We start from the raw sequence: 23,589 nt of genomic DNA, 5'->3' as shown, positions 1-23,589 counted from the left end.
AGTTATGGGCCTGAAATCAGGCGTTTTATTCACCCACACGGCCAAACAGGCCCTGCAGTTGTGTGACGGCGTCGGGCGCCAGGTCACGAATAATGTCGAGAAAATCGAGTTGAATCAGACGCTGCACCCGTTCCAGCATGATCGGTGCCGGGTGGCTCGGTTCGTGTTGCTGGAAGTAGAGGCGCACTTTTTCCAGCATCAACTCGGCGTCAGCGCGCGAATGCAAAGACACCTGCTGCCAGTCGAGCGTTGGCGAGGGCGCGGCAGTGGTTAACGTCTCCGGCGTTTGCGCTGGAGCAGCCTCTGATTGGACAGCCTCGGCGGGGGGGGCTGCTGGTAACGGTAGCAACGGCAGCAACAGCGCCAGCGCTTTCTCGGTGGCCGCCAGGTCGGGCATATCAGCGCTCTCCAGATACTGCTCCAGACAGAGGCGCAGCGTGGTGAAATGCTGAGCGAGAGTACGAATGGCCTGTGCGTTGGCGGCATCGGGTTGCTGCAGTGCCTCACGTAAGCGCGGCAAGCCGCCGGGGAAATCCGCGACTTCGCTTTTGCTGCCGTCGAGCAGGGCAATGGCATCACGTAGCGTGATTTCACCGGTGGCGCTTTTCAGTAGCCAGCTATGGCGCAACGCGCGGCTCAGGCCCGATTGTGGCCCCAGCGCGGCCAGCGCACTGACGCGCATCAGCAGGTCCGGCTCGCCATCAAATTCCAGTGCAGGATGAAGGGAAGGCCAGTATCGCGTCAGCGCTTCACTGAGTAGCGTCAGTCCTGCCGCACAGCCAGTAAGCCCTTTGGTGTGCGTCCAGGCCTCGCTGAGGATCAGCAGCAGGCGGATATCGCGGGTGCGAGTCAGTAGCTGTTCAGCCTGTTGTGCCACCTGTTGCCAGTCCGGCGGCTCAGCAGGAATGATGGTCTGGCCAAACTGTTGCTCGGCCTTGCCGCTGCGCGCCTGCTCCAGCGCCATAAAGGCCGCGTCATACTCCAGGTCATCACCGCATGGCGCATCGTCACGCAGCGGTTCAAGAAGGGCGTCGAGATTCATGTTTTTCACCGTTAAAGCGGGCCAAACAGCGGCGGTTCACCACGGCTGGCGTGGGGCGGATTGAACAAACGCAAAAACAGCTGGGTGGTGAAGTTGCCGCTGTGCGAATGGCTGTAAAACGCGCTGCCATCACTCTGGTTGCTCCACCAAAAGCTGCTGTACTGCGCCGGATCGAAGTAGTGCACCACCTGTGGCCAGTTGAGGTTGCAGGGCGTGTCCTGATAACCGATCACATCAAACACATCTGACTGCGGCGGGCGCGCCAGCTGAGCCGGAAGGGCGTTCAGCGCGCTATCGAACTGATCGCCGCTGTAGCGGTTCTGCACGGCCAGCGTCAGGGTCTTACCCAGTTGGTAATACCAGTCTCCGGCGGTGTGTAACTGCATGGCGTGCCACTGTTCCGGCGTAAACAGCCGCATGGCGCAGAGCGGATACTGACGGCCAACACGATCGCGCGTGGGTAACAGGCAACCCATCTGAATCAGCGGTACGCCAAGAGTGGCGGGAATGATGAAATTCCACACCGGTGCCCGGCCCGTGACGGGCTGCTGTGCCAGACGCGGCAAACTGCTCTGAAACCACTGCGCCCAGCTGTTGACCAAGCGGGTTGGCAGTCGGCGGCGCAGGAAATCGCCGCTGCCAGGGAGCTTGCCGTACCAACCCAATGATGAGCGTGACTGCATCGAGGGATCCTTGTAGGGGCGCCATTCATGGCGACCTGTATCGTGGTTTCAGGTGCGCATAATTGCGCATCCTACGAAATTCAGTGCCAGCGCTCGATGACACTCATGGGCAGCTAAACCCCGGCAGTTGCAGCGGGTTGCGCACGCTGTTGGGGGTGTAAGCCAGCACCACCTGATGACCGCCGAGGTTGAAGGTGGCTTGCTGGCTCTGGCTGGTTCCCGGACGCAGGCTGGCTTTATCAAACAAGCGGTTCAGTGCCCAAGGGCCGCTGGTGTTCAGGGTGTTGGTGGTGCCATCGGTTAACCCAATCTGCATGCGCACCTGCTGGGTGTTGCCGCTGCCGGGCCAGTTCACCACCTGCGGGGTTTGTGGGCCGTGGCTGTAGCGAATCAACTGGCCATCAACGTCCAGCGTCAGATTAAGAATGCTGTTATCCATGCTGATCGGCGTGATGGTCAGGCGATAAGAAGGGGTGCTGGAGCCATTGGCAAACAGCGCTTCCCGTATTGCCTGCGCCTGCTGGAACGGGCGTAGCAGCGTGGTGCCGCCGGGCAAGGTTTTACCGTCCACGCCTGGGGCGTAGCGCCAACTGCTGTGCGTGGTATCCACCTTGCTGGCCAGATTGTCACGGAAGAAGCTGTCCATCAGCCCGGTGCCAGGTGCGAACATGCGTGCCAGATCGTCCGGTGTGATATCAGTGCCTGAACTGCGGTTCAACGGATAGCGACCGGCAATGGCGCTGCGGCAAAAACTGCCGACTTCCACGCCCGCCCGTTTCTGCATATTGCTCATGGTGCGCTTTTGCGTGTCGCTGCTGGCACCGACGGCCAGCTCCAGCAGTAAGGTGCGGAACGGCTCCGGTTGGCGTCCGGCATCGGCCTGCATACGTGAAATGATGCTGCTGTCTGGCGGGGACATGCCGCTGTTGCTGGCGTCCTGTACGGCGGTGAGGTAGCTGTAGAGGTCATCGATATCTTTCAGCTGCGCATCAAACGGGATGCTGTTCTCTTTCGGATCGCTGACCTGCGCCTGTTCAATAATGCTGGCGAAGTGCGCCATCACGCGCTGTTCTGGCGCTTCAAGGGTGCCGCTTTGTGCTGCTTTACGGGCACGGAATAACGCTTGCAGCGTGGCCGTGGCGTTGTTGTTGACGTAGTGAGTGCTGCGTTCCAGCAACGATGGCTGATCCTGTTTTGCCTTCTCATCTTCTGGCGGTGTCAGCGTCAGGTTGCGACCCAGATTGATCATCAACTGGCGCAGGGGAGAGGTGCGACCTGACAACAAGCGGGCAGTGTTGATGCGCTCACCCAGATTGTTGATCGGTTGCAGCTGAATATCCTGCAACAGTGCATCCCACACACGCATGTAGTCGTCGAGGTAGAGGCGGCGCACCGTTTCTTCCAGCGTGTTTTGATCATCGGCACTTTCACGGCGGGTTAATACCCAATGGTCTTCCTGCAACAGGCTGGCGGCGACGTTTTTAATATTGTTGTTGAACGGTCCCCAGTATCCGGCGGGGGTGAAGAAACCGGGAATGGCCTCCGTCAGCGGTTTACCGCTTTTGCGACTCAACACCAGTTCTGTTTGCGCGCCACTGAGGTTGATCAGGCTCACGCCCGGATTGACGCGTGGCATTAACAAACGCTTGAGACGACCATAAACACGCGTTGAGAGAGGTGAACGGCTGATCATCTCAATCTGGCGCACCACCAGAGGTTCATCACGCTCAAACGGCGAAGCGTTAATCTTGTCATCCAGCAGCTGACCCAGGTGGTAATCCAACGCTTTCAGCTGTGCCTGTGGCGCATTGGCACCCTGAGTGCGCTGGACATTCAGCATCACCCAGGCGTGCAGGAATTTGCCGTCGTAATGCTGCGGCAGATAGAGCATCTGATACGCCTTCAGCGCTTCGTAGCTGTAATCCACATCACTGCCGTTATCACTACGCAGCCAGTCAGTGATATTGCGGGCGATGACGGGCAGCAGCATCTGCTCCAGCGCACGCTGGTAAAGCGAGTCCGAGGCGGTGGACACCTCCTCACCGCGATACAGTCCGGCACGCCAGCTGAGCGGCGGTTGTTGCACATCCGCCAGCTTGTCGCTGCTGGGTAATCCGGCGAGGCTGTTCAGGAACGGCAGCTGTGAGAAGAGGTTTTCACCGTTAAGCGGTGACAGCGCCTTGCTCTGTTTTTCGATATCGGGCACCCGCTGCTGCACTTCCGCCAGGTAACCTTTATTGTGGTGATAGCTGGTAAACCAGCTGATTAACGCCAGCAGTAGCAACAACGCCAGCACAGCGTAAGCAATCAGATGCACCATGCGATTACGCATCGCCCACCAACGGTTGATACCTGCCAGGCCCGCCTCTTTAAACACCACTTCCGTCAGCATTTGATGCAAGAAGAAACTCTGGCCGTGGCCGGGCTGCGCGGGTTCTGCGTTGGCGGCGCGCAGCGCAGGCAGGCCCAGCGCGCGGCTCATCTGTCCCATCACGCGGTCAAAGGGTAAGCCTTCCTGCGTACCGCTGGTGAAGTAGACACCGCGCGGGATCAGCTTGGCGTCATAACCTGAGGTGGCAAAGACCACGTCAAGGTAGTGCTTGAGCAGCGGCTTTAATGCCAGAAACTCTTGTGGGAACAGGTACATTTCAGCGCGTTTAACGCTGTCATGTTCGTTGATCATCAGGTCGGCCAAACCCGCATCAAGTCTTTGATGTAGGCGATCAAACTGCGGTTCGAACTCACTGCCCACCGCCAGTTGCTGATCGCTCCATGGCCAGGTGAATCCCCAAATCTGATCGCGCTGCGCTTTATTCATCGCACCGAAACTGGCGGTAAAGCCCTTCAGCAAATCGGTTTTGGTCACCAGTACGTAAACCGGGAAGGGGATCGCGAGTTGATCGCGCAGTTCCAACAGCCGTTTACGCAGGGCGCTGGCCTGTTGATAGCGCGCCTCTTCCGACTCGCTCAGCAGATCCCCCACGCTGATGGTGATGATGGCACCGTTCACTGGCTGGCGCGGGCGATACTTTTTCAGCAGCCCCATAAAGCTGCGCCACTCTTGAGCATCTTGCTGGCGATCGCTCTCCTGCGTGGTATAGCGACCAGCGGTATCCAGCAAGATGGCTTCATCGGTGAACCACCAGTCGCAGTGGCGCGTGCCCCCGACCCCGCGCAACGCGGTTTTGCCAAACTGCGCGGCCAGCGGGAAGTGCAGCCCGGAGTTAACCAGGGCGGTGGTTTTACCGGCACCGGGTGCGCCAATCAGCATGTACCAAGGCAACTGGTAGAGATACTGACGATTAAGTTTTTGCATCCAGCGCGGCCAGCGGCGGCTCTCTGGACGGTTGAAGCGAGCCTGACGCAGCAGCTGTGTGGCCTCACTGAAACGCTCGGCCAGCGGATGCTCCGCTGACATGTCATCATTTTCAGCAGTTTCCGTGGCGGCGGGGGCCATTCTCTGCACCAGCCGGCGGTTTTGCCAGCGACGCCACAGGCGTGGCACCACGCGATAGCTGATCCACAGCGTGTAAAGCACGGCGATGGCGATATAGCGATACAGCGACGACTCCAGTGGACGATAATCCCCAATCGCCACCAGTGGGCCCACCGTCCAGATCAGTAAGCAGAGCGCGGTGATGCCCAGACCGCTCCACATCAGACGGCTGGTGGCAATGGAAAAGACAGTGCGAATCATGGCTATTCCTTTTAGTGCACGCTGTTGAGTTCAGATTCAGTCTGTTTCGGTGCGACCAGCAGCGTGATTTCGACACGGCGATTACGGGCGCGATTCGCGGCAGTGTCATTCGGCGCAAGTGGGTTACTCTCGCCGCGTCCCTCAACGATGATGCGCTGCGGTTGCTGTAAGTCTTGTGCCAGCATCTCCTGCACCGATTGGGCGCGTGCCAGAGAGAGCGCATAGTTGGAGTTAAAGCGCGCGCTGCGAATGGGGACGTTGTCGGTGTAGCCGCTGACCCGAATCTGGCCGTTGACGTTGTCCATCGCCTGGGCGATCCGGCGGATCACCGGACGATAGCGATCGCGAATAGTGGTCGCGGCAGAATCAAACAAGCCGTCGCCGCGCAGCAGCACCACACTTCGCGTGGCTTCATCACGTACCGTCACCAATCCCTCGGCGATTTCCGGCGCAAGGAAGTGACGTAAATCAAGGGCCGGTGCCGCTGGTGCAGCCGGGCGTGCGATGTCCACCTTGGGCAAGTCGGTCTGATAAATGGCGGAGAGCACAGGAGCGGTGAAGTGGTTAAGACGCCAGTTGAGCGCGATATAAACGGCACATCCCAGCAGCGCCAGCAGCGCGGCAAAGCTCCACAGAGGAATTAGCGGCTTCCACAGCTTTTGCTGCACCGGCTCATCCAGCGGCTGCGGTGACAGCGGCGGCGCATAGGGGCCACGCACCGAGCGAATCAGCTGTAGCAGGCGTAGCTTGAGGGTTTCAAGCTGGGTGCGCCCGTTTTCCATGATGCGATAACGCCCTTCAAAGCCCAGTAACAGGCAGGCGTTCATCAACTCCAGCAGCAGGATGTTTTGCTGCGGGTGCTGCGACAGGCGAGCCAATAGCTGGAAAAACTTCTCACCGCCCCAGGTTTCATTGTGGAAGGTCACCAACAGCCCGCTGCGCGGCCAGACGTCGCGGCTGCCCCACGGCGTGAGTGCGGCGGCCTCATCCAGCGAGGTGCAGAGGCAGTAACGCGCGCCGACAATGGTTTCATACGGCAATTGTGCCTGCTGACAGGCCACTTCAAAGCGGCGTACCAGGTCGATCAACTGTTGACGCAATCCCGCTGGGTTGTCGTGGGAAACGGAGTGGCGTAGCTGCGCAATCGAATTAATCAGTGGATTGGCAATCGCCACCAGTGGATTTTCATGGGCCGTGGTGCCTTCCAGTTCGCCATTAAGCGATTGTGGCTGCATCATGATCGCTTCTCTCCGTGCTTAGCCGCGCGCGTGGCGCAGCGCCCATAGTTGCAGGTCAAGACCAGGAAACTCGCCCGCCAGATGCAGGGCAAAGGCTTCTGCTTTCGCCATCTGCTGCCACAGTTCACCGCTGCGTTCCAGCTCAAAGTAGACATAGCCAGAGTGCCACGGGATCTGACGCGGAGCGGCAGGCATCACGCGCAAACCTATGCCGGGAAGCTGCAACTGGACCAGGTCGCGAATGCGCGTGACAGGTGCAATTTTCATCTGTGCCGGGAAGTGGGTGATCAGCATTTCGCCCGGCAGGTCGGCGCGAACCGCCAGCACAAAGCCGTAGTCGCGGATCAGGCTGACATCAGAAACCGTCGCCACAAACAGCCCGTGCGAGCGCTCGGTGAGCGTCAGTTGCAGCGCGTTCTCTTCCATCACCAGTGACAGACTCTGGCGCAACTGGATCATCAACCGGCTGAAACTGAGATAAAGATTGTCGTGGTCATAGACCGGCAGTTGTTCGCCCGGTCGACGCGACGGAGACCAACTGGCTAACTCAGTAGCGAACTGCAGCCATTCACTGAACAAACGTTCCGGATGCAGCTGCGGCAAACGACGGCTGTGTGCCACCTGACCGATGTAACGATTGATTAAGGTGAGCAGCATAAAGTCGATCATTTCGCTATTGCCGCCGCGCCCAGCCTGTTGCAGGCGCTCACCCATCTGCTCGCTGCGCTGTTGTAAAAGGCCGTGCATATCGTTGAGAAAGGCGGTGATGGCAGGAGAGATGTGGCCATTGAGCAGTGGCGGAATGTAATCACTGTCGAGGGTCAGTGCACGATCGTTGCCGCTGCTTTTGACGCGTACCACCCCGATAGCGGTCCACTCCGCATTCAGGTCTGCGGCGGGCATCAGACACAGGCGCAGACGACCGAACTGCATTGGCGCACGACCTACGGACGATGCGTTGAGATCGTCGACTTCGCGATCCAGGCTGAGATAGCGCGCCAGCGAATCACTGGCGTCACTGAAGATGACCTCGGTCTGGCCCTGACGCTGTTCGGGAAGCGCGAGCACCACGTCAATCGGCTCCTGGACATCGCTTAGCGCCAGCGGCGCTGGCGCATTGTCCGCGCCGGTGATGGAGAATGGTGTGCCATCGGGCAGCAAGCCGCTGGCTTCCGCAATCGCCAGTTTGCCCTGGCGTAACAGTGCCTGGTCGATGCTCAGCGTCATAAAACCCCAGTGCCACGGGCACTGCAGCTTGCCCCAACTGCGGCTGTATGCTTCCAGCCAACGTTCCGACTGCTGAAAATGGTGGGGACGCAAGAACATCCCTTCACTCCAAATCACCTTGTCTGCGGTGTGCATAGCGTCTTCCTGCGTGGGTTTATTCGTCTTTGGCGGTGAGATGCAGCCCGGCTGCGGTGGCCGTTACGCGGCCATGCAGTGCATCGGGCGAGAACTGCCAGAACTTGTAGAAATTGGTTTCGGTTGGTGCGGGTAGCGGAATCACCACGCGCCAGGTTTTGCCGTTGATGTTGGCGTACTCGGCGATCACGCCGAGGTAGTGCGCTTCCAGCGAAGGATTACCGGTAATGATCTGTTGCGGCTGTTGCGCGGTCAGAAAGCGCTGCTGGGTATCCAGCACATCGCCGCTCAGCACACTGGATGCGTTGTTTTGCAGCGAATAGAAGTCGGCCGACTGGAAGTTGGCATCGGAACGCAGTACAAACACGCGCACCTTGAGCGGGGCGCCACTGTTCGCGTCAGGCGCGCTGTTGAGCGTCAGTTGCCAGTCAGACGGCACCTGGCGGGATGAGGACATGCAGCCGGTGAGCAGCAGCAGCCCCAGCAACACGGCGATACGCGGCCACATCACTGAATAATCCATGTGGAGGAACTGCCTTTACGGCAAGCTTTGTCACCGGCACCTACCCCAATACATTGTTGCTGGGCACGGCGCGGGCGTGCGGCCTGGGCTTTGACAGTGGCATCGTAGCGGTCACGGGTAACGGCTGCGCGGAAGGGGATATAGCCGCTAAGCTGACCGTTATCTTGTGTCGATACCGCCAGCCAGCTGTTTTCCACTTCGCCCAGAACTTGCAGCGTGGCACCGGCATCCAGTGTTTCCATGCGCAGGCCACCGAAATCCGGTCGGTTCATCAAGGAGGCGGGATAGAGGGTGCGATAGGCGCTGTTGATGGCAGTGAACTGCTGCGGCGGCTGCACGATGTGCATGTGTACCAGCGCCACGTTATTGACGGTGCTGGTCTCAAGGGTGTCGGCCGTGACGGTCGGCGGTGGGGCCTTGCATCCGGCGGTGAGCGTCACCGCGAAAAGGGCGGCGATAAACGCGAGTTTGCTGTGGTGATTTTTCATTGTTATCAACGTCCTGTGTAAGTAAAAACTTGATTTCAAAAGGGATAAACTGCGCCACTACAAACCACGTGCGTTTTTAGGTTGCCAACAGCGCCACCGTGGTCTGGCTTGGCGTGATGCGCACGCCGGGGGCGTTGGCCACGTTCTGCTGCGTCACGCTGCCCATGCGGGTCGCGGGCATGCCGTTGATCAGCAGCGAGTTGCAGCCGGTAAGATGGCGTGACAGGCCCATAAAGGTTTCAGAGACTACGCCGCCCAGCACGCCGGCTTCATCGCCTTGCGTTATGGGTGTGATGGTCGAAAGGGTATGCGCTGGCATGCCGGTAAACAGCACGGTGCTGGCAGTTGGCACGGCGGTGTTGCCGAGCGCCAGATTGACGAAGGTGACCGGTGCCGGGGTTTTGCACACATCGGCCACTGCCTGATCGGTGCCGCCGGACTGACAATTCGCAAACATCGTTTCCCCCTTCTTAACCCATGTGAATCTGTTTGCCATCCACTCGCGTCAGCGATTCGCTGCTGATCAGCGTGGTGGGGGCGCGCAGGCGTGTGAGCTGGCTGGTTTTGACGTCGAGTTGCCCGGCACGGACTTGCTCGGTATGTGTGGTGCGCCGCAGCAGGTGATGACTGATCTGTGTCAGGTTCTCCCACACGCTTTCACAGCGTTGGCCAAACAGGCGGCTCAACGTGACCCATGCGGAGACCTTTTCACCGCGATAGCTCAGTTGGTCGATATGGCATTCACCGCTGTCCGCTTCCAGGTGAAACGCTGGGCTGCGCAGCGTGAGCTTCTGGCTGGCGCTCAGGCTCAACTCGCCTTCGTAATGCAACTCGGCAGCCTGCTGCGGTTGTGCGCGTACCAATACCGCCAGCAGCCACAGCTGTTCTCCGGCACGGTAGACCAACACACGATCGTCAACCTGCGGCGTCAACAAGCAGCTGGCGGCGCGCTGGCAGGGCCAGCGACGGCCATCAATCAGCACCTGAGTCAGGCCGTTTTGATCAACGCTTAACAGCAAGCCTTCAGCTTGCAGCGGTAAATCCAGCGGCAGTGCCACAGTATTATTAGCGGGGTTCATGGTGATCCTCGTGCGGTGTCAGACGGGTACGGGGTTGCCAGTTTTCAGCGGCAAACAGCGCATCATCCTGTTCAAGAATGCCGTCGCGGCTCGACAGTTGGCTTTGCTGCTGGCTGGCGCGATGGAAGCGGGTCTGGCAAAACTGCGCCTCACGCAAATCGGCGTGATTGAGCGTGGCGTAGGAGAAATCGGCGTAATGCAGCTGGCTGTGGCGGAAATTGCTGCGTTCAGCATGGGCCTGTTGCAGCACGGCGCGTTGTAACTGGCTGTGGCTGAAATCGGTGTCATCCAGCTGCGCCTGCATAAAAATGGCCTGGTTAAAGTCGGCTGCAGAACAGCGTGCGTCACGCAAATCGCTGCCGGTGAACAGCGCCTTGCTGGCCTGTACATCGCGCAGATCGACTGCTCGCAGTGACACCTGGCTGAAGTTGCACTGCATCAACTCGGCGCCGTGAAAGCTGGCTTCATCAAGCTGGCTGGCGGTGAACTGACTGCGGGAAAAGTGCTGCTGGCGATAGTCACCGCCGCGCATATCGCACTGATAAAAGGTACAGAGCGTAAAACGACTGCGATGCAAATCGGTGCGGCGCAGATCCAGGCTCATCATGGTGCACTGCTCAAGGCTGGCATGGCGTAGCAGTAACTGTGGAACGGGCAGTGTGAGAAAGCCGCACTGATAAAGTGATGCCAGCAAAAAGCTGCTGTCGCTGAGATCGCCTTTGTTGAACTGACTATTGATATGAATGCTTTCGCTGAAATCGCTTTCTATCAATGCGCACTGATTGAACAGGCAATCCGTTAGCGTGCAGCCGCTAAATTGGCTGGCGACCATTCTGCACTGGCTAAACAGCGTCTCACGCAGTTGGGCCTGCTCAAACTGCGCAGCGGAGAGCTGACACTCACTGAACTGGGTTTGGTGCAGGTTACAGTTGCGGAAGTCTGCACCCAGCAAATCGACTCCGATAAAACAGCCGCCGGAGAGATCCATACCTGCAAAGTCACGCTGTTTAGGTGACAGCGCGTGGATCACGTTGCCCTGCTTTATGGCTTGTTGAATGTCTTTTGGCGTCATGGTTTATACCTGAGTTTCACGGCGACGCGGCAGCGTTTTCATGCTGTCCATCAATGCGTCGTCAAAGCGGGTGGCGCTATCGGTGAAGGTTTGCGACAGATCGGCACGGAACAGGTTGCAATCACTTAAGTCACAGCCGGCAAGCTGGCTCTTTTGCAGGTCGGCACCCAGCAGCAAACTGCCGGTCAGGCGCGCCGCGCGTAAATCGGTGCGGACAAAACGACTCATGCGCGTGCGTAACAGCTGCAGGCTGGCGTGACGGCAATCGGCACCGCTGAAGTCGCTGCTGTTCAGCGTTGCTTGATCAAAACAGGCTGACTGCAGATCAATGTCGCGCAGATTGCACTCCACCAGGGTGGCGCGGCGAAAACGGGCGTGTGGCAACTGGCTCTGCGCGGTGAACATGCACTGTTTGAGTTGTGCATCGTCGAAACACAGATCGTTAGAGCGACAGGTCACCAGCGCCAGACCCTGGGCTTCAATCTGGTTAAATTGCACCGCGCTGAGTTCGCAGCGGATCAGGTTGCACTGGGTAAACTGAGCGTGAGAAAAATTAAGTGACTCAAGGTGCAAGTCCATGAAATCGCAGCGGTCGAGCAGGGCGTGTTGCAGATTGCAGTGCGCCAGCGTCGCCTGTTGCACAAACAGCTGGCGCAGAAGCGCACGCTCAAAGCCACAGTGCTCCAGCTGGCTATCTTCCAGTTCAACTTCGCTCAGGCTGCTGTCGCTAAAGTTACAGTGCCAGCACTGCGCTTGCGCCAGGTTAGCACCGTCCAACAGGCAATGTGTCAGGCTGGTAAAGTGGCATTCGGCGCGGACCAGAATCGCACCGCGCAGATCGGCACCATCGAGTTGGCAATGGCTCAGATCAACGTTCTCCAGCAACGCGTTTTCCAGATCGATGCCCCGTAAATCGAGACCGGAAAGATCGGCTCCGGTTAAATCCCAACCTCGCGCATCTTTGTCACTGCCCATGCAATGCATCAGCTGCTTTCGCTGCATTTCTGAATCGCTCAGGCTCAATCGCGGGGCGGATTTTTGCTGCTGCGCGGTCAGGCGATAGCTGTCCAGTAATGCCTGTTCACTGTGTGCAATGTCACTGGCTCGTGGACCGAGCAAATGGCGATTGGCCTGTAATTCCTCGCGCTGCTGTCGATACTGAGCCGCACCATCCAGCAGCGGTAAATTTGCCGCATTGCTGCGCCGGGATTCCTTGTCGTGGAGCGCCATCATCTGCTGGTAGTGCTGTTCACCTTCCTTTTCCTGGCGCGACAGCTGTGCGGCGATGTCCTGTTCCACCGTGAAATTGTGGAGCGCACTTTCCGGTACCGGGCGATCAAACTGCTGACACTGCTGCTGCTCGTAACGAGCGAGGTTTTGCACAAAGGGCCCGGGATCGCGATTCAGCGTGGCAGGGGACGCGTTAGCGAGGATCGCGGGATCAATCAAATCGCTGTCGCGCAGAGCGTGTAGTGCGGCATCCGCATCGGTGCTGCGTAGCTGATGAACCTGGCGATAGTGTTGCGGGTCACGCGGGGCTTCGTCTCGCTCCAAAGCCACCATCAGCGATTGCACATCCGACGCATCATCTTCATTGCAGGCACAGCAACCGTGCCAGATGATCAACAACTCATCGCAATGCGGCAGGAAATGAACCGTAGTGGCGCGCATCGCCAGATCTTCGAACAGCAATGTGTCCTGACGTTGACGCGTAGCAAAGGCGCGGGCCTGCCACCGCGGAAGTTGGCCCTGTTGTACGGGCTGGCTGGGATGCATGTTGTCGATACGCCATTCGGCGCCCGCAGGTAACGCATCCTGCTCCGGCCACCACTGGTCAGAGGCGGCCTGATTGAACAGACGCCAGTCCGTGTCACGGGCAAAACCGGGATAATCATGCTGCAACCAATGGTCGTCGTATTCTTTTCCCATCAAGGCCTGGCGCATGGGGTGATCCATGGCGAGTGCATGAAACGATGCCGCTGTTTGCGGGGCGACAGTTTGCTGTTTACGGATCTTTTCTACCTGAATCGCGACTTCGCAGGTGGTTTCCTCGGGGGCCGCATAGCCATAGCCACTGGCGAGAAATTCAGCACAGCGTTTGGGTATCGCCAAATCCAACACCCCGTCGGGAGATTGCAACTCCTCGCTGACGCGCTGCCATAAGGTTTGTTCATCGCGCAGTTCGGGCTGGGCTGACATATCCAGTAGGGCGATGACCGCCACACCGAGATAGTCTTGCTGCTGCCAGCGATAGGGGCGGGTGATCAGGCTGAGCCGTGTCGGTTTGATCAGCTGCATTACGCGTCCGCCCAGGGGTTAAAGGTCGGGTCGTTTTCGTCCGTAGGAGGATTGTTGTTCTGGTTATTATTATTCTGGTTGTTGTTGTTGTTGTTGTTGTTGTTGTTGTTGTTGTTGTTGTTGTTGTTGTTGTTGTTGTTCTCTCTTTGGGCCTGTTCACGCGTTTGTGGGCTGTTTTTCTGCGTAACCTTTTCGTCGCGTTGTGATTCCCAGTCGGTTTTCTTCTTGTCGTCAGCGTCCTGTTTGATGCTTTTGCGCGCATCGCGCTCATCGGTGAGTTTCTTGATCTTCTCTTGCAGGGTATTGCCGAGTCCTTCACTCACCGCGCCGCTCATGATCGACATCATGTTGGTGCGCAAGGTGTAAAACGGTACCTGCTCAAAACGCTGCAAATCGGCTTTGTACTCGACCTGTGTTTTACTGCGCTTGATGTAGGTGTAATCCATGCTGACACCCTTTACGGCAAAATCGCTGGTGCTGGCCGCCACGTTGCTGACGGCGTTAACCGTGCCGTTGACGCCGTTAATCGTCAGCCCGATGCCGGTGGTGGTGAAGTTAGCCCCGGTAACGGTGTAGTAACTGCCGCGTGAGGTGTGATAGGTGGTCGGGGCGCTGGTGGAGACAGTATCGTTACTGTGAATCGTCACTTTACCCGGAGCCCAAATCTTCAGTGCGCCATCTCCCTCCTTGGCGGCGTAAATTTTGATGGCGTTGTTGGCCGAGAGATTGAGGTCTTTCTGCGCATGGATATCCAGCGACTCTTCGCCCGATAAATCCTCGAACGAGATGAAGTTACCGTTACTGGCATCGCTGTTGCCAACCGAACGCGACCAAAATCCGCTTTTGGACCACGACCAGGAGTCGGCCGCTTCGGCGGTGATGCTGTCGCTGTCGGCAACATCGCTTTCACTGCCGATGGTTAACAGACTTTCACCCACGGGTTGCGTTTGCAGATTGTTGAAAACGCGTCCGGTGATCACTGGCATGTGTGGATCGCCGTTGATGAAATCTACGACCACTTCTTCACCCACGCGCGGTATCTGGTAGTAACCCTGCTGGCTGCCGGCCCAACCGCTGGCGACGCGTAACCAGCATGAGTAGAGATCTTGCTCATTGTCGGGTTTGAACCACAGGAACTTGACCCGCACGCGACCATACTGGTCTGTGGCAACGGTGCTGTTGTCGCCTTTACTGGCATCCGGGGCGTTAACCACCACCGCCGTTTGCGGGCCGCTGGTGCGTGGCCAGCGCGTGTTACGGGCAGGGCGCCAGTTCACCGTGGCCGGGACAACGCGGAACTGAAAGCAATGGCGCGTGAAGTCTTCATCGTTACTGGCGTAGCTGTTTTCTACCAGTTGATAATCCACTGAGGTAATCAGAAACGATTGCCCTTCATCGCTGGCACGCGGCGCTTTCGCTAAGGCAAAGGTGTATCCGGGGGCTAAACCAAACGCATCGCCCACGCCATCGGACTCCAACTGACGGGCGGCAAACTCCTGCTGGCGCACCGTGACGTAATGTTGTCCGTCTGCCTGCTGCGGATATTGCCCCGGCCATTCACGTTGGGTAGCGACTTTTTCGGCGTGTGACTGACTAATTTGCCCATTTGCGGAAAGATCAGCATTACTTTCCAGATAATTGTAATCATCATGCTGATAAAGGCTGGGTGAAATAGCGGCCGATGCTTGCCAGATATTGATGCTTTCATCATTCACATAACCGCCTGCAGCAGCCTGATGATATTCGATGGTGTCGTAACCGGGAAAAGGAGTGTGGACCGAAGGATCGTCAGCCAGAATCAACGTTTGTTTATCCATGGCATGCTCGAAATAAAAATAGATGCCTTCGTGCTCCATCAGTCGCTGAATGAAATCAAAGCTGCTCTCCTGATACTGCACACAGAATTCCCATTCCCGGTAACTGCCCGTGAGTTTGTCTTCAAAGATAATGCCCGCGTCATTCAGGACCACCGCGATGATTTGTTTCACCGTCTGATTTTGCCAAATGCGGAAACCGCGGTTTTGCGTCAGATACCATAATTCAGGTCTGACCTCCGCACGATAGGTATAATATTCCTCGCGATGTTTCTCATGTCCGAGAAATGCCATGCGCGTAATGATGCCGCTCAAATAACGGGTCACGCCGGGACGCGGATTAAGCGCCAGAGTCAGCGGTTTCCCCAACAGGTCAGGCAGAGCAATACTGTTGTCTTTATACAGGAATTCAACATCATAGTGATAAATGCAGGAGAGTGATTCATGGCCAGTCATGCTCTTGAACAGCAGTGACTCGCCCAGTGGAGAATGTGCAACAACGACACGATCCATATTGACCCTTCCTTTTTATTTCGGCATGGCTACCGCACGGACCGCAAAATGTTCCATTTTGCATCCTGAAATAAATTGGCAATAAAAACCTGAGAGCACTTAATTCCGTTTTCACGGATGCCCTTTGCTAATAGTGAAATTTACAAATCTTGAAATGTTTTTATATTATTTGCTGGTCGGTGTGAAGATAAGAAACTTCCTAAACGCTTTTCTAACAAAAGCATAACGCTTCAAATTAAATTGTCATCTTTAGTCCGACAAATAGCGCTTCCCTTGTGAATATTGGCCTGGCAGCCAATAGCAAAAACCTGTGTTTCACCTGCCACTTTATTTTTGAGCGAATAATAATTTTTTATTATGACGGGCTGCTCAATAAATTCAGGGACGAGTGAGGTTAATAAAACAGAGGGTGATGATGTTAATTGGGGAAGATATCGGGAGTAACTTTAACTGAGAGTTATTTATTGAAAATAGCCTTTCCTAAAGTCACTTTAATCTAGAATAGTGCATTTAAACACTTTAATGCAAATAAATGCATTTTAATTTTGTTGTTATGTGTTTAACAGGGCATATCTATTGCCAGCTCGTAACATGATTATCTTTCATGCTGAATATTAAATTTCCTCATGTTTCCAGAATCCCGTACCTGGCAAATTTTTCATTTTCCTGACAGTCGCTGAGTCGATGTTTTGATAGACTACAATCTGAGAATGAACGTTCACTACAGGGTAATTCATGAAGAATTTTCAGCGCAGTGTGATCGCCGGGCTGGTGATGTTAGTCGCCGCTTGCGATCAAAATAGCAACCAACAAGCCCCGAATACGGCCACCGAAGTGGGCGTCAAAACATTGCAAAGCGAATCAGTCACGCTGGACAGCCAACTCGCCGGGCGCGTCACGGGCAGCATGACATCAGAAGTAAGGCCTCAGGTTGAGGGCATTATTCAGAAACGCCTGTTCACTGAGGGCGATGAAGTGAAAGCCGGGCAGGTGCTGTATCAGATCGATCCTGCCAGCTACCAGGCCAGTTACGACCAGGCAGTGGCGCAGTTGAAAAATGCGCAGGCACTGGTAAAAAGCAGCAAATTGAAAGCGGAACGTTATGCCGCGCTGGTGAAAGAAAATGGCGTATCGCGTCAGGATGCTGACGATGCGCTGGCCACCTATCAGCAGAATGTGGCGTCAGTTGATCAATATCGTGCTGCCGTTGAAAGCGCGCGCATCAACTTGAACTACACGCGTATTACCGCACCGATCAGCGGTCGTATTGGTATTTCATCGGTTACGCCAGGTGCACTGGTGACTGCCAGCCAAACCACCGCGCTGGCAACCATCCGCGCTTTAGATCCTATTTATGTCGACCTGACCCAATCCAGCGTGCAGTTACTAAAACTGAAGCGCCAGCAGGCCTCACTGCAGCAGAGCACGGATGAAGTGCCGGTGACAGTGAAACTGGAAGATGGCAGCGCCTATGACCATCCCGGCAAACTGGAACTGACGGAAGTGTCCGTGGATGAAGCGACCGGCACCGTCACGCTGCGCGCGATCTTCCCCAATCCGCAGCATGAACTTCTGCCCGGCATGTATGTGCGAGCCAACGTGACGAACGGCGTAAAAACCAATGCGATTCTGGCACCGCAGCAGGGCATCACTCGTGACGCCAAAGGCAATGCCACGGCTTTGGTGGTAGATAAAGAGAACAAAGTAGAAAGCCGTGAAGTGGTGGCAGATCGCGTGATTGGTAACAAATGGCTGATTACCTCGGGGCTCAACAGTGGCGACAAACTGATTGTGGAAGGCACCGGTAAAGTGCAGGCAGGCATGAGCGTCAAAGCGGTGGAAGTGACGCCAAACGATAAAGCCGCGACCAGCGAGGGCAACTGATATGTTGGCTCAGTTCTTTATCCGCCGCCCGGTCTTTGCCTGGGTTATCGCCATCTGCATTATGATGTTCGGTCTGCTGAGTATTAATAGCTTGCCGGTTGCACAATACCCTGACGTTGCGCCGCCACAGATCAGTATTCAGGCCACTTATACCGGCGCCTCGGCGGAAACGCTGGAGAGCAGCGTGACGCAGGTGATCGAGCAGCAGCTTACCGGGCTTGATGGGTTGCTCTACTTTAACTCCACCAGCACCGCATCCACGGGGCAGGTGAAAATTAACGTGACCTTCCAACAGGGCACCGATCCTGACATCGCTCAGGTACAGGTGCAGAACAAGGTTCAGCAAGCCGAGAGTCGTCTGCCGACAGCGGTGACGTCACAAGGTGTCACGGTGGAAAAGGCGCAAAGCGACTTCCTGCTGATTCTTGCGGTTTACGATAAAACCAATAAAAGCAGTTCATCGGATGTTGCCGACTATATGGTCAGTAACATGGAAGATACCCTGGCGCGTGTGCCAGGCGTGGGCAGCGTGCAGGTATTTGGCGCTGAATACGCGATGCGCATTTGGCTTGATCCCAGCAAGCTGGCTTCATATTCACTGATGCCGTCAGATGTCACTACGGCACTGGAGAGCCAGAACACCCAGGTCTCATCCGGTCAGTTGGGCGCGCAGCCCGCCAGCAAAGAGCAGCAACTGGTGGCGACCGTGCGTTCCCGTTCGCGTCTACAAACGCCTGAACAGTTCCGCAATATCGTGCTGAAAAGTCAGACCGACGGTTCGGTGGTGCGTCTGAGTGATGTGGCGCGTGTCGAGATGGGCGATGAAGACTACAGCGCGAACGTGCTGGCGAACGGCCATCCGGCTTCGGGTATCGCGGTGCAGTTGGCATCGGGTGCCAATGCTCTTTCCACCGCCGAGCAGGTTAAATCCGCCATCAATGAATTCCGCAGCAGCATGCCAGCGGGTTATGAGATTGCCTACCCACTGGACAGCACCGACTTCGTCAAGATTTCAATCGAAGAGGTCGTTAAGACCTTGATTGAAGCGGTGATTCTGGTGGTCATCGTCATGTTCGTTTTCCTGCAAAACATCCGTACCACTTTAATCCCTGCGATTGCCGTCCCGGTGGTATTACTGGGCACCTTTGGCGTGCTATCCGTATTTGGCTACTCCATCAACACCCTCACCATGTTTGGTATGGTGCTCGCCATCGGGCTACTGGTCGATGACGCGATTGTGGTGGTGGAGAACGTTGAACGTGTGATGCGTGAAGAGGGATTACCGCCGCGCCAGGCGACGGAGAAATCCATGAAGGAGATCACCGGCGCGCTGGTGGGAATCGCGTTGGTGCTGTCAGCGGTATTCCTGCCGATGACCTTCTTTAGTGGCTCGACTGGTGTGATCTACCGTCAGTTTTCTATCACCATTGTTTCTTCTATGGTGCTGTCGGTGATTGTCGCCCTGACGCTGACCCCGGCGCTGTGCGCCACGCTGCTGAAACCGCATAACCACGAGAGTGGCACCAAAGGTTTCTTTGGTTGGTTTAACCGTAGCTATGAAAAAGTGCAGGCGCGCTATCACAAAGGCGTTGGCCATGTGGTGCACAGCTCGGTGCGCTATCTGCTGCTCTATGCGGTGCTGCTCATTGGTTGCGCGGTGCTCTATATGCGTCTGCCGACCGGCTTCCTGCCGACCGAAGACCAGGGTTATATCATGGTGCAGTATCAGCTGGCGCCGGGTGCCACTGAAAATCGCACCAGTGAAGTTCGCCGCCAGGTACAGCAGTACTTCGCGACCAAAGAGAAGGACAACGTCAACGTTAGCATGTTGGTGAACGGCTTCAGTTTTGCCGGTAGCGGTCAGAACGCCGGCATCGGCTTTATTTCTCTGAAAAACTGGAGCGAGCGCAAAGGCAGCGAAAACAGCGCCGATGCGATTGCCGGCCGCGCGATGGCGGCGCTGTCCAGTATCCGCGATGCACAAATCTTTGTACTGTCACCGCCTTCCGTATCGGGTTTGGGGCAATCCAACGGCTTTACCTTTGAGCTACAGGGACGCGGCGCAACCGACCGTAACCAGCTGCTGCAGATGCGTAACCAGCTGATTGCCGAAGCCAATCAGGATCCGGTATTGAGTGCGGTGCGTGCTAACTCGCTGCCGGATCTGCCGCAGTTAGATGTCAGCATTGATGATGCTAAAGCGCAGTCTCTGGGCCTGACCATCAGCGATATCAATGACACGCTCAGTGCGGCGATTGGCGGCAGTTACGTCAATGACTTCACCGATCGCGGTCGCGTGAAGAAAGTCTATATGCAGGGCGATCAACAGTTCCGCAGCAAGCCTGAAGATATCGATCAATGGTATGTGCGCGGCACGGACAGCAGCAGTAATACCACCATGGTGCCGTTCTCGTCGTTTGCTACCTCCCAATGGGCGTACGGTCCAGATGTGCTGTCACGTTATAACGGTTTGGCTTCCTACGAGATTGAAGGATCGGCCGCATCCGGTAAAAGTTCGGGTGACGCCATCACCGCGATGGAAAAACTGGCGGCGAAACTGCCGGCCGGAACGACCTTCGCGTGGAGTGGGCTCTCTTATCAGGAAAAACTCTCGGGTAACCAGGCGATGTCTCTGTATGGCATCTCACTGATTGTGGTGTTCCTGTGCCTCGCGGCGCTGTATGAAAGCTGGTCAGTGCCGTTCTCGGTGATGATGGTGGTGCCGTTAGGGGTGATTGGTTCGTTGCTGGCGATCAGCCTGCGCGGGTTGGAAAACGATGTTTATTTCCAGGTGGCGTTGCTGACCATTATCGGGCTGTCGGCGAAGAACGCGATTCTGATCGTCGAGTTTGCTGAGGAGAATTACCGCAAAGGGGAGAACCTGGTCAAAGCAGCGATTCATGCTGCGTCGATGCGTTTGCGTCCGATCATTATGACCTCGCTGGCGTTTACCGCTGGGGTGCTGCCGTTGGCGATATCCACGGGCGCGGGGGCCAACAGCCGTATCGCCATTGGTACCGGCATTATCGGCGGTACCTTGACCGCCACCTTGCTGGCCATCTTCTTTGTTCCGCTGTTCTTTGTTCTGGTCCGTCGCGTGTTCCCGGCGATTCCGCATGACGATGCACAGTCAACTGAATCTGCTGTTAAGGCGGAGGAGTAATATGTCTGCAAAACTTCTAATGGTGTTTTTGCCGTGCTTCCTTGCGGGCTGCGTGTCACTCGATCCGCATTATGATCGTCCGAAAGATGCGGTCAGCACCACAACACCGGCCGGCGATGCCTATCGTAATCAGCAGGGCACTGCGGCGAACTATCGCGATATCAGCTGGCAGAATTATGTGCTGGATGCGAAGTTGCGTCAGGTGGTGGCGATGGCGCTCGACAGCAGCCGTGATTTGCGTGAAGCGGTGGCCAGCGTGAAATCTGCGCATGCGCAGTATGGTGAGGAGCGAGCCGATCTGTTCCCTTCCCTCAGTGCGGGTGTGAGCGGCACACGCTCACGCGCCCTGACCGGGGAAGGCAATCAAACCGCGCTGAGCAGTAGCTATACCGCAGAGGGCAGCGTCAGCTCCTTCGAGTTGGATCTGTTTGGCAAAAACCAGAGTCTGACGCGCCAGCAATATGAAACCTATCTCGGCACGCTGGAGGGCGCGCGCAGTACGCGCCTGACGGTGCTGTACAACACCGTGGATTACTGGTTGCAGCTGGCCGCCGATCGCAGCAATTTGGCCATCGCCAAAGAGACGGCGGAAAGCGCGCGACAGTCACTTGAGGTCACGCGCAAACGCATGCAAAACGGCGTGGATTCGATGGTGGATGTCGCTTCGGCTGAAACCACCTATCAGTCTGCGCAGGCGGATGTGGCCAGCTATACCACCAGTGTGGCGCAGGATAAAAATGCGCTCGATCTGGTGGTGGGAAAAAGCGTGCCGGATAACCTGCTGCCGGAGAGCATTGAGTCGATTGGCAATGCGCTGCGTAGCGTGCCGGCTGGGGTATCATCTGACGCGTTAAATAATCGCCCTGACGTGTTGCAGGCTGAGCACAATCTGAAAGCGGCAAATGCCAATATCGGTGCGGCGCGTGCCAACTTTTTCCCGAGCATTTCGCTGACGGCCAGCGGCGGCGTGGGCAGTTCTGATCTCTCGTCGCTGTTTAAGAACGGGGCGGGCGTATGGTCATTTGCACCCAGCATCTCTCTGCCGATCTTCAAAGGCGGCTATAACGTGGCTTACCTGAACTACACCAAAGCGCAGAAAGAGTATTACGTGGCGGTGTACGAGAAGGCGGTACAAACCGCGTTCCAGGAAGTGGCTGACGCCCTGGCACGACGTGGCACCATTAACGATCAGCTCACCAGCCAGCGCAATAACGTTGCGGCTTCGCAGACGTACTACCATCTGGCCGATCTGCGCTATCAGAATGGGGTAGATACCTATCTTAATGCGTTAACTGCGCAGCGCACGCTGTATACCGCGCGCACCAGTCTGGTGAGCGTTGAGCAGGCCTACTACCAAAACCTCAATACTTTCTACAAGGTGATGGGTGGCGGTACGGCATTGAAAGAATCTGAACTGAAACTGTAAGGAAAACCCCAAGTCGGTCATGCATCGGCTTGGGGTAAAAATGTAACCGGATTTAAGTCTGCCATTTCGGCGATAAAAACCTTCGCGTATGATGATAAAAAAATAATTATGCCGTTGTCATTGTGGGAGCTATTTTGAGCAAATCAGAAAATGAATCATTAATACAACAGCGCCAGCGGTTGATTATTGCCTCTGCGAAAATCTGTTTTAGCCGCTCGGGTTTTCACGGTGCCAGCATGGCCGATATTAGCCGTGAATCCGGATTGGGGGCAGGGCAGATATATCGTTATTTTAAGAGTAAGGAGTTAATCGTTAGCGAAACGATTAAGAATATTGCAATTAACTGGCGTGTTTTTCTGACCAGTAATCTACCGGGCGAAACGCGGACCGATGATATTATCAATCCGGATTCCCTTTTCTGGCAGGCGTGGCCGCATCAGGACCGCTGTCTATTACTTGAAATGTATTCAGAAGCATCACGCAGTCAATCTGTCCGCGATGTGCTGGCGGCAGAAGAACAATTACTGGTGGCGGAGTTGGACGCCATTTTTACGCGACAGATGCCGCAGGCCAATCCTCAACAGCGTGCACATCGGATTCAGTTTTTATTGATGCTGGTGGACGGTGTTGCCTGTCGCGCATTTGGCGATAAAGAGGTGGATCAACAGGAACTCACCAGGATCAACGGTATCCTCAGTCGTCACCTGTTTAGCTGAGATTACGCGATGCCATGCTGGTTAACATCATTAGCGATGTTGTCAAAGAAGGACATAAAACTGGCCGGCACTTCACGCTGTTTCATGCATCGGCGAATGATGATGCCGTCAATAACCAGCGACATGATGTATAAACGCGTGTGGATTTTATTATCATCCAGAGCAGGATTCAGTGCCTGCTCCTGAGTAATGAAGTTATTTTTCAGTACCAACCAGGCATCATTCATTATCTGACGAATGCGCGCATTACGCGTTGCTTCTGACGACACTTCCATGAGCAACATAATACTGTTTTCCACATCAGCGGGAATAATGTCATTGGCTGAATGCGTCATGCCACCGGCATGCGCGATTTGCTCGAAATCTGCATTGAGCATGGTAATCATACGCTGAACAACGTGCGTCACCAGCGCTTCGATGATCGCCTCTTTGTTTTTGTAATATTTATATATCAAACCAATACTGATATCAGCCTGGCTGGCAATATTCTGAATCGACGTTTGATGAAACCCTTTTTGTCGCATGCACTGCTCGGCTGCATCCAATATTTGTTCGCTGCGATTCATGTTGTTTATTACCCGCTGGAGAAAA

General features: G+C 56.0%; 17 protein-coding genes. 4 read left to right on the top strand and 13 right to left on the bottom strand.

Features of this window, described 5'->3' with window-relative positions; genetic code table 11:
* Nucleotides 1-25 precede the first annotated feature (25 nt).
* The 12 genes from tssA to LK04_RS20315 form a co-directional block, all read right to left on the bottom strand.
* Nucleotides 26-1,042, bottom strand: a complete 1,017-nt coding sequence (gene tssA, locus LK04_RS09220; RefSeq protein WP_039335538.1) for a type VI secretion system protein TssA — start codon at nt 1,040-1,042, stop codon at nt 26-28.
* A gap of 11 nt (nt 1,043-1,053) precedes the next feature.
* The gene (gene tagF / locus LK04_RS09215) at nt 1,054-1,725 is read right to left on the bottom strand and encodes a type VI secretion system-associated protein TagF (protein WP_039335536.1); all 672 of its coding nucleotides are present in this window, start codon (nt 1,723-1,725) and stop codon (nt 1,054-1,056) included.
* A gap of 103 nt (nt 1,726-1,828) precedes the next feature.
* The gene (gene tssM, locus LK04_RS09210) at nt 1,829-5,422 is read right to left on the bottom strand and encodes a type VI secretion system membrane subunit TssM (RefSeq protein ID WP_039335534.1); all 3,594 of its coding nucleotides are present in this window, start codon (nt 5,420-5,422) and stop codon (nt 1,829-1,831) included.
* Nucleotides 5,423-5,433: 11 nt separating this feature from the next.
* The gene (locus LK04_RS09205) at nt 5,434-6,657 is read right to left on the bottom strand and encodes a DotU family type VI secretion system protein (protein ID WP_081998142.1); all 1,224 of its coding nucleotides are present in this window, start codon (nt 6,655-6,657) and stop codon (nt 5,434-5,436) included.
* 21 nt (nt 6,658-6,678) lie between these two features.
* On the bottom strand, nt 6,679-8,022 hold the full coding sequence (tssK, locus tag LK04_RS09200) for a type VI secretion system baseplate subunit TssK (RefSeq protein WP_039335530.1): 1,344 nt from the start codon (nt 8,020-8,022) through the stop codon (nt 6,679-6,681).
* A gap of 19 nt (nt 8,023-8,041) precedes the next feature.
* Nucleotides 8,042-8,545 (bottom strand): type VI secretion system lipoprotein TssJ, encoded by a 504-nt coding sequence (gene tssJ, locus LK04_RS09195; protein WP_039335528.1) that lies wholly within the window; start codon nt 8,543-8,545, stop codon nt 8,042-8,044.
* Nucleotides 8,530-9,033 (bottom strand): hypothetical protein, encoded by a 504-nt coding sequence (locus LK04_RS09190; RefSeq protein ID WP_039335526.1) that lies wholly within the window; start codon nt 9,031-9,033, stop codon nt 8,530-8,532. The genes tssJ and LK04_RS09190 overlap by 16 nt, the downstream gene beginning before the upstream one ends.
* A 76-nt stretch (nt 9,034-9,109) precedes the next feature.
* Complete coding sequence (locus LK04_RS09185) at nt 9,110-9,490, bottom strand: DUF4150 domain-containing protein (RefSeq protein WP_058972768.1); 381 nt, start codon at nt 9,488-9,490, stop codon at nt 9,110-9,112.
* A gap of 13 nt (nt 9,491-9,503) precedes the next feature.
* Nucleotides 9,504-10,112, bottom strand: coding sequence for a DUF3540 domain-containing protein (locus tag LK04_RS09180; protein ID WP_039328620.1), 609 nt, complete (start codon nt 10,110-10,112; stop codon nt 9,504-9,506).
* Nucleotides 10,099-11,184 (bottom strand): pentapeptide repeat-containing protein, encoded by a 1,086-nt coding sequence (locus LK04_RS09175; RefSeq protein WP_052205919.1) that lies wholly within the window; start codon nt 11,182-11,184, stop codon nt 10,099-10,101. The genes LK04_RS09180 and LK04_RS09175 overlap by 14 nt, the downstream gene beginning before the upstream one ends.
* 3 nt (nt 11,185-11,187) lie before the next feature.
* Nucleotides 11,188-13,482 carry a DUF2169 family type VI secretion system accessory protein gene (locus tag LK04_RS09170; RefSeq protein ID WP_039328621.1) on the bottom strand — a complete coding sequence of 765 codons (2,295 nt, stop codon included), beginning with the start codon at nt 13,480-13,482 and terminating at the stop codon, nt 11,188-11,190.
* The gene (locus tag LK04_RS20315) at nt 13,482-15,809 is read right to left on the bottom strand and encodes a type VI secretion system Vgr family protein (RefSeq protein ID WP_052205922.1); all 2,328 of its coding nucleotides are present in this window, start codon (nt 15,807-15,809) and stop codon (nt 13,482-13,484) included. The genes LK04_RS09170 and LK04_RS20315 overlap by 1 nt, the downstream gene beginning before the upstream one ends.
* A gap of 735 nt (nt 15,810-16,544) precedes the next feature.
* Between LK04_RS20315 and LK04_RS09160 the strand changes: the two genes are divergently transcribed.
* The 4 genes from LK04_RS09160 to LK04_RS09145 all read left to right on the top strand — a co-directional run bounded on the left by LK04_RS09160 (nt 16,545) and on the right by LK04_RS09145 (nt 22,998).
* Entirely contained in the window at nt 16,545-17,693 is a 1,149-nt protein-coding gene (locus LK04_RS09160) for an efflux RND transporter periplasmic adaptor subunit (protein WP_039328622.1), read from the top strand.
* A gap of 1 nt (nt 17,694) precedes the next feature.
* Nucleotides 17,695-20,856 (top strand): efflux RND transporter permease subunit, encoded by a 3,162-nt coding sequence (locus LK04_RS09155; RefSeq protein ID WP_039328623.1) that lies wholly within the window; start codon nt 17,695-17,697, stop codon nt 20,854-20,856.
* Between the two features lies 1 nt (nt 20,857).
* A complete protein-coding gene (locus tag LK04_RS09150) occupies nt 20,858-22,282 on the top strand; it encodes an efflux transporter outer membrane subunit (RefSeq protein WP_039328625.1) in 1,425 nt (474 codons plus the stop codon).
* A gap of 134 nt (nt 22,283-22,416) precedes the next feature.
* The gene (locus tag LK04_RS09145) at nt 22,417-22,998 is read left to right on the top strand and encodes a TetR/AcrR family transcriptional regulator (protein ID WP_039328626.1); all 582 of its coding nucleotides are present in this window, start codon (nt 22,417-22,419) and stop codon (nt 22,996-22,998) included.
* Nucleotides 22,999-23,000: 2 nt separating this feature from the next.
* Here LK04_RS09145 and LK04_RS09140 read toward each other — a convergent pair whose 3' ends face one another.
* Nucleotides 23,001-23,564: a TetR/AcrR family transcriptional regulator gene (locus LK04_RS09140; RefSeq protein WP_039328627.1), complete on the bottom strand. Its 564-nt coding sequence runs from the start codon at nt 23,562-23,564 to the stop codon at nt 23,001-23,003.
* Nucleotides 23,565-23,589 lie beyond the last annotated feature (25 nt).

The sequence above is a fragment of the Pantoea vagans genome (genome assembly GCF_001506165.1).
Taxonomy (GTDB): domain Bacteria; phylum Pseudomonadota; class Gammaproteobacteria; order Enterobacterales; family Enterobacteriaceae; genus Pantoea; species Pantoea vagans_C.
Note: the sequence above shows the minus strand (reverse complement) of the source record. Positions and strands in the feature narration are given on the sequence as shown.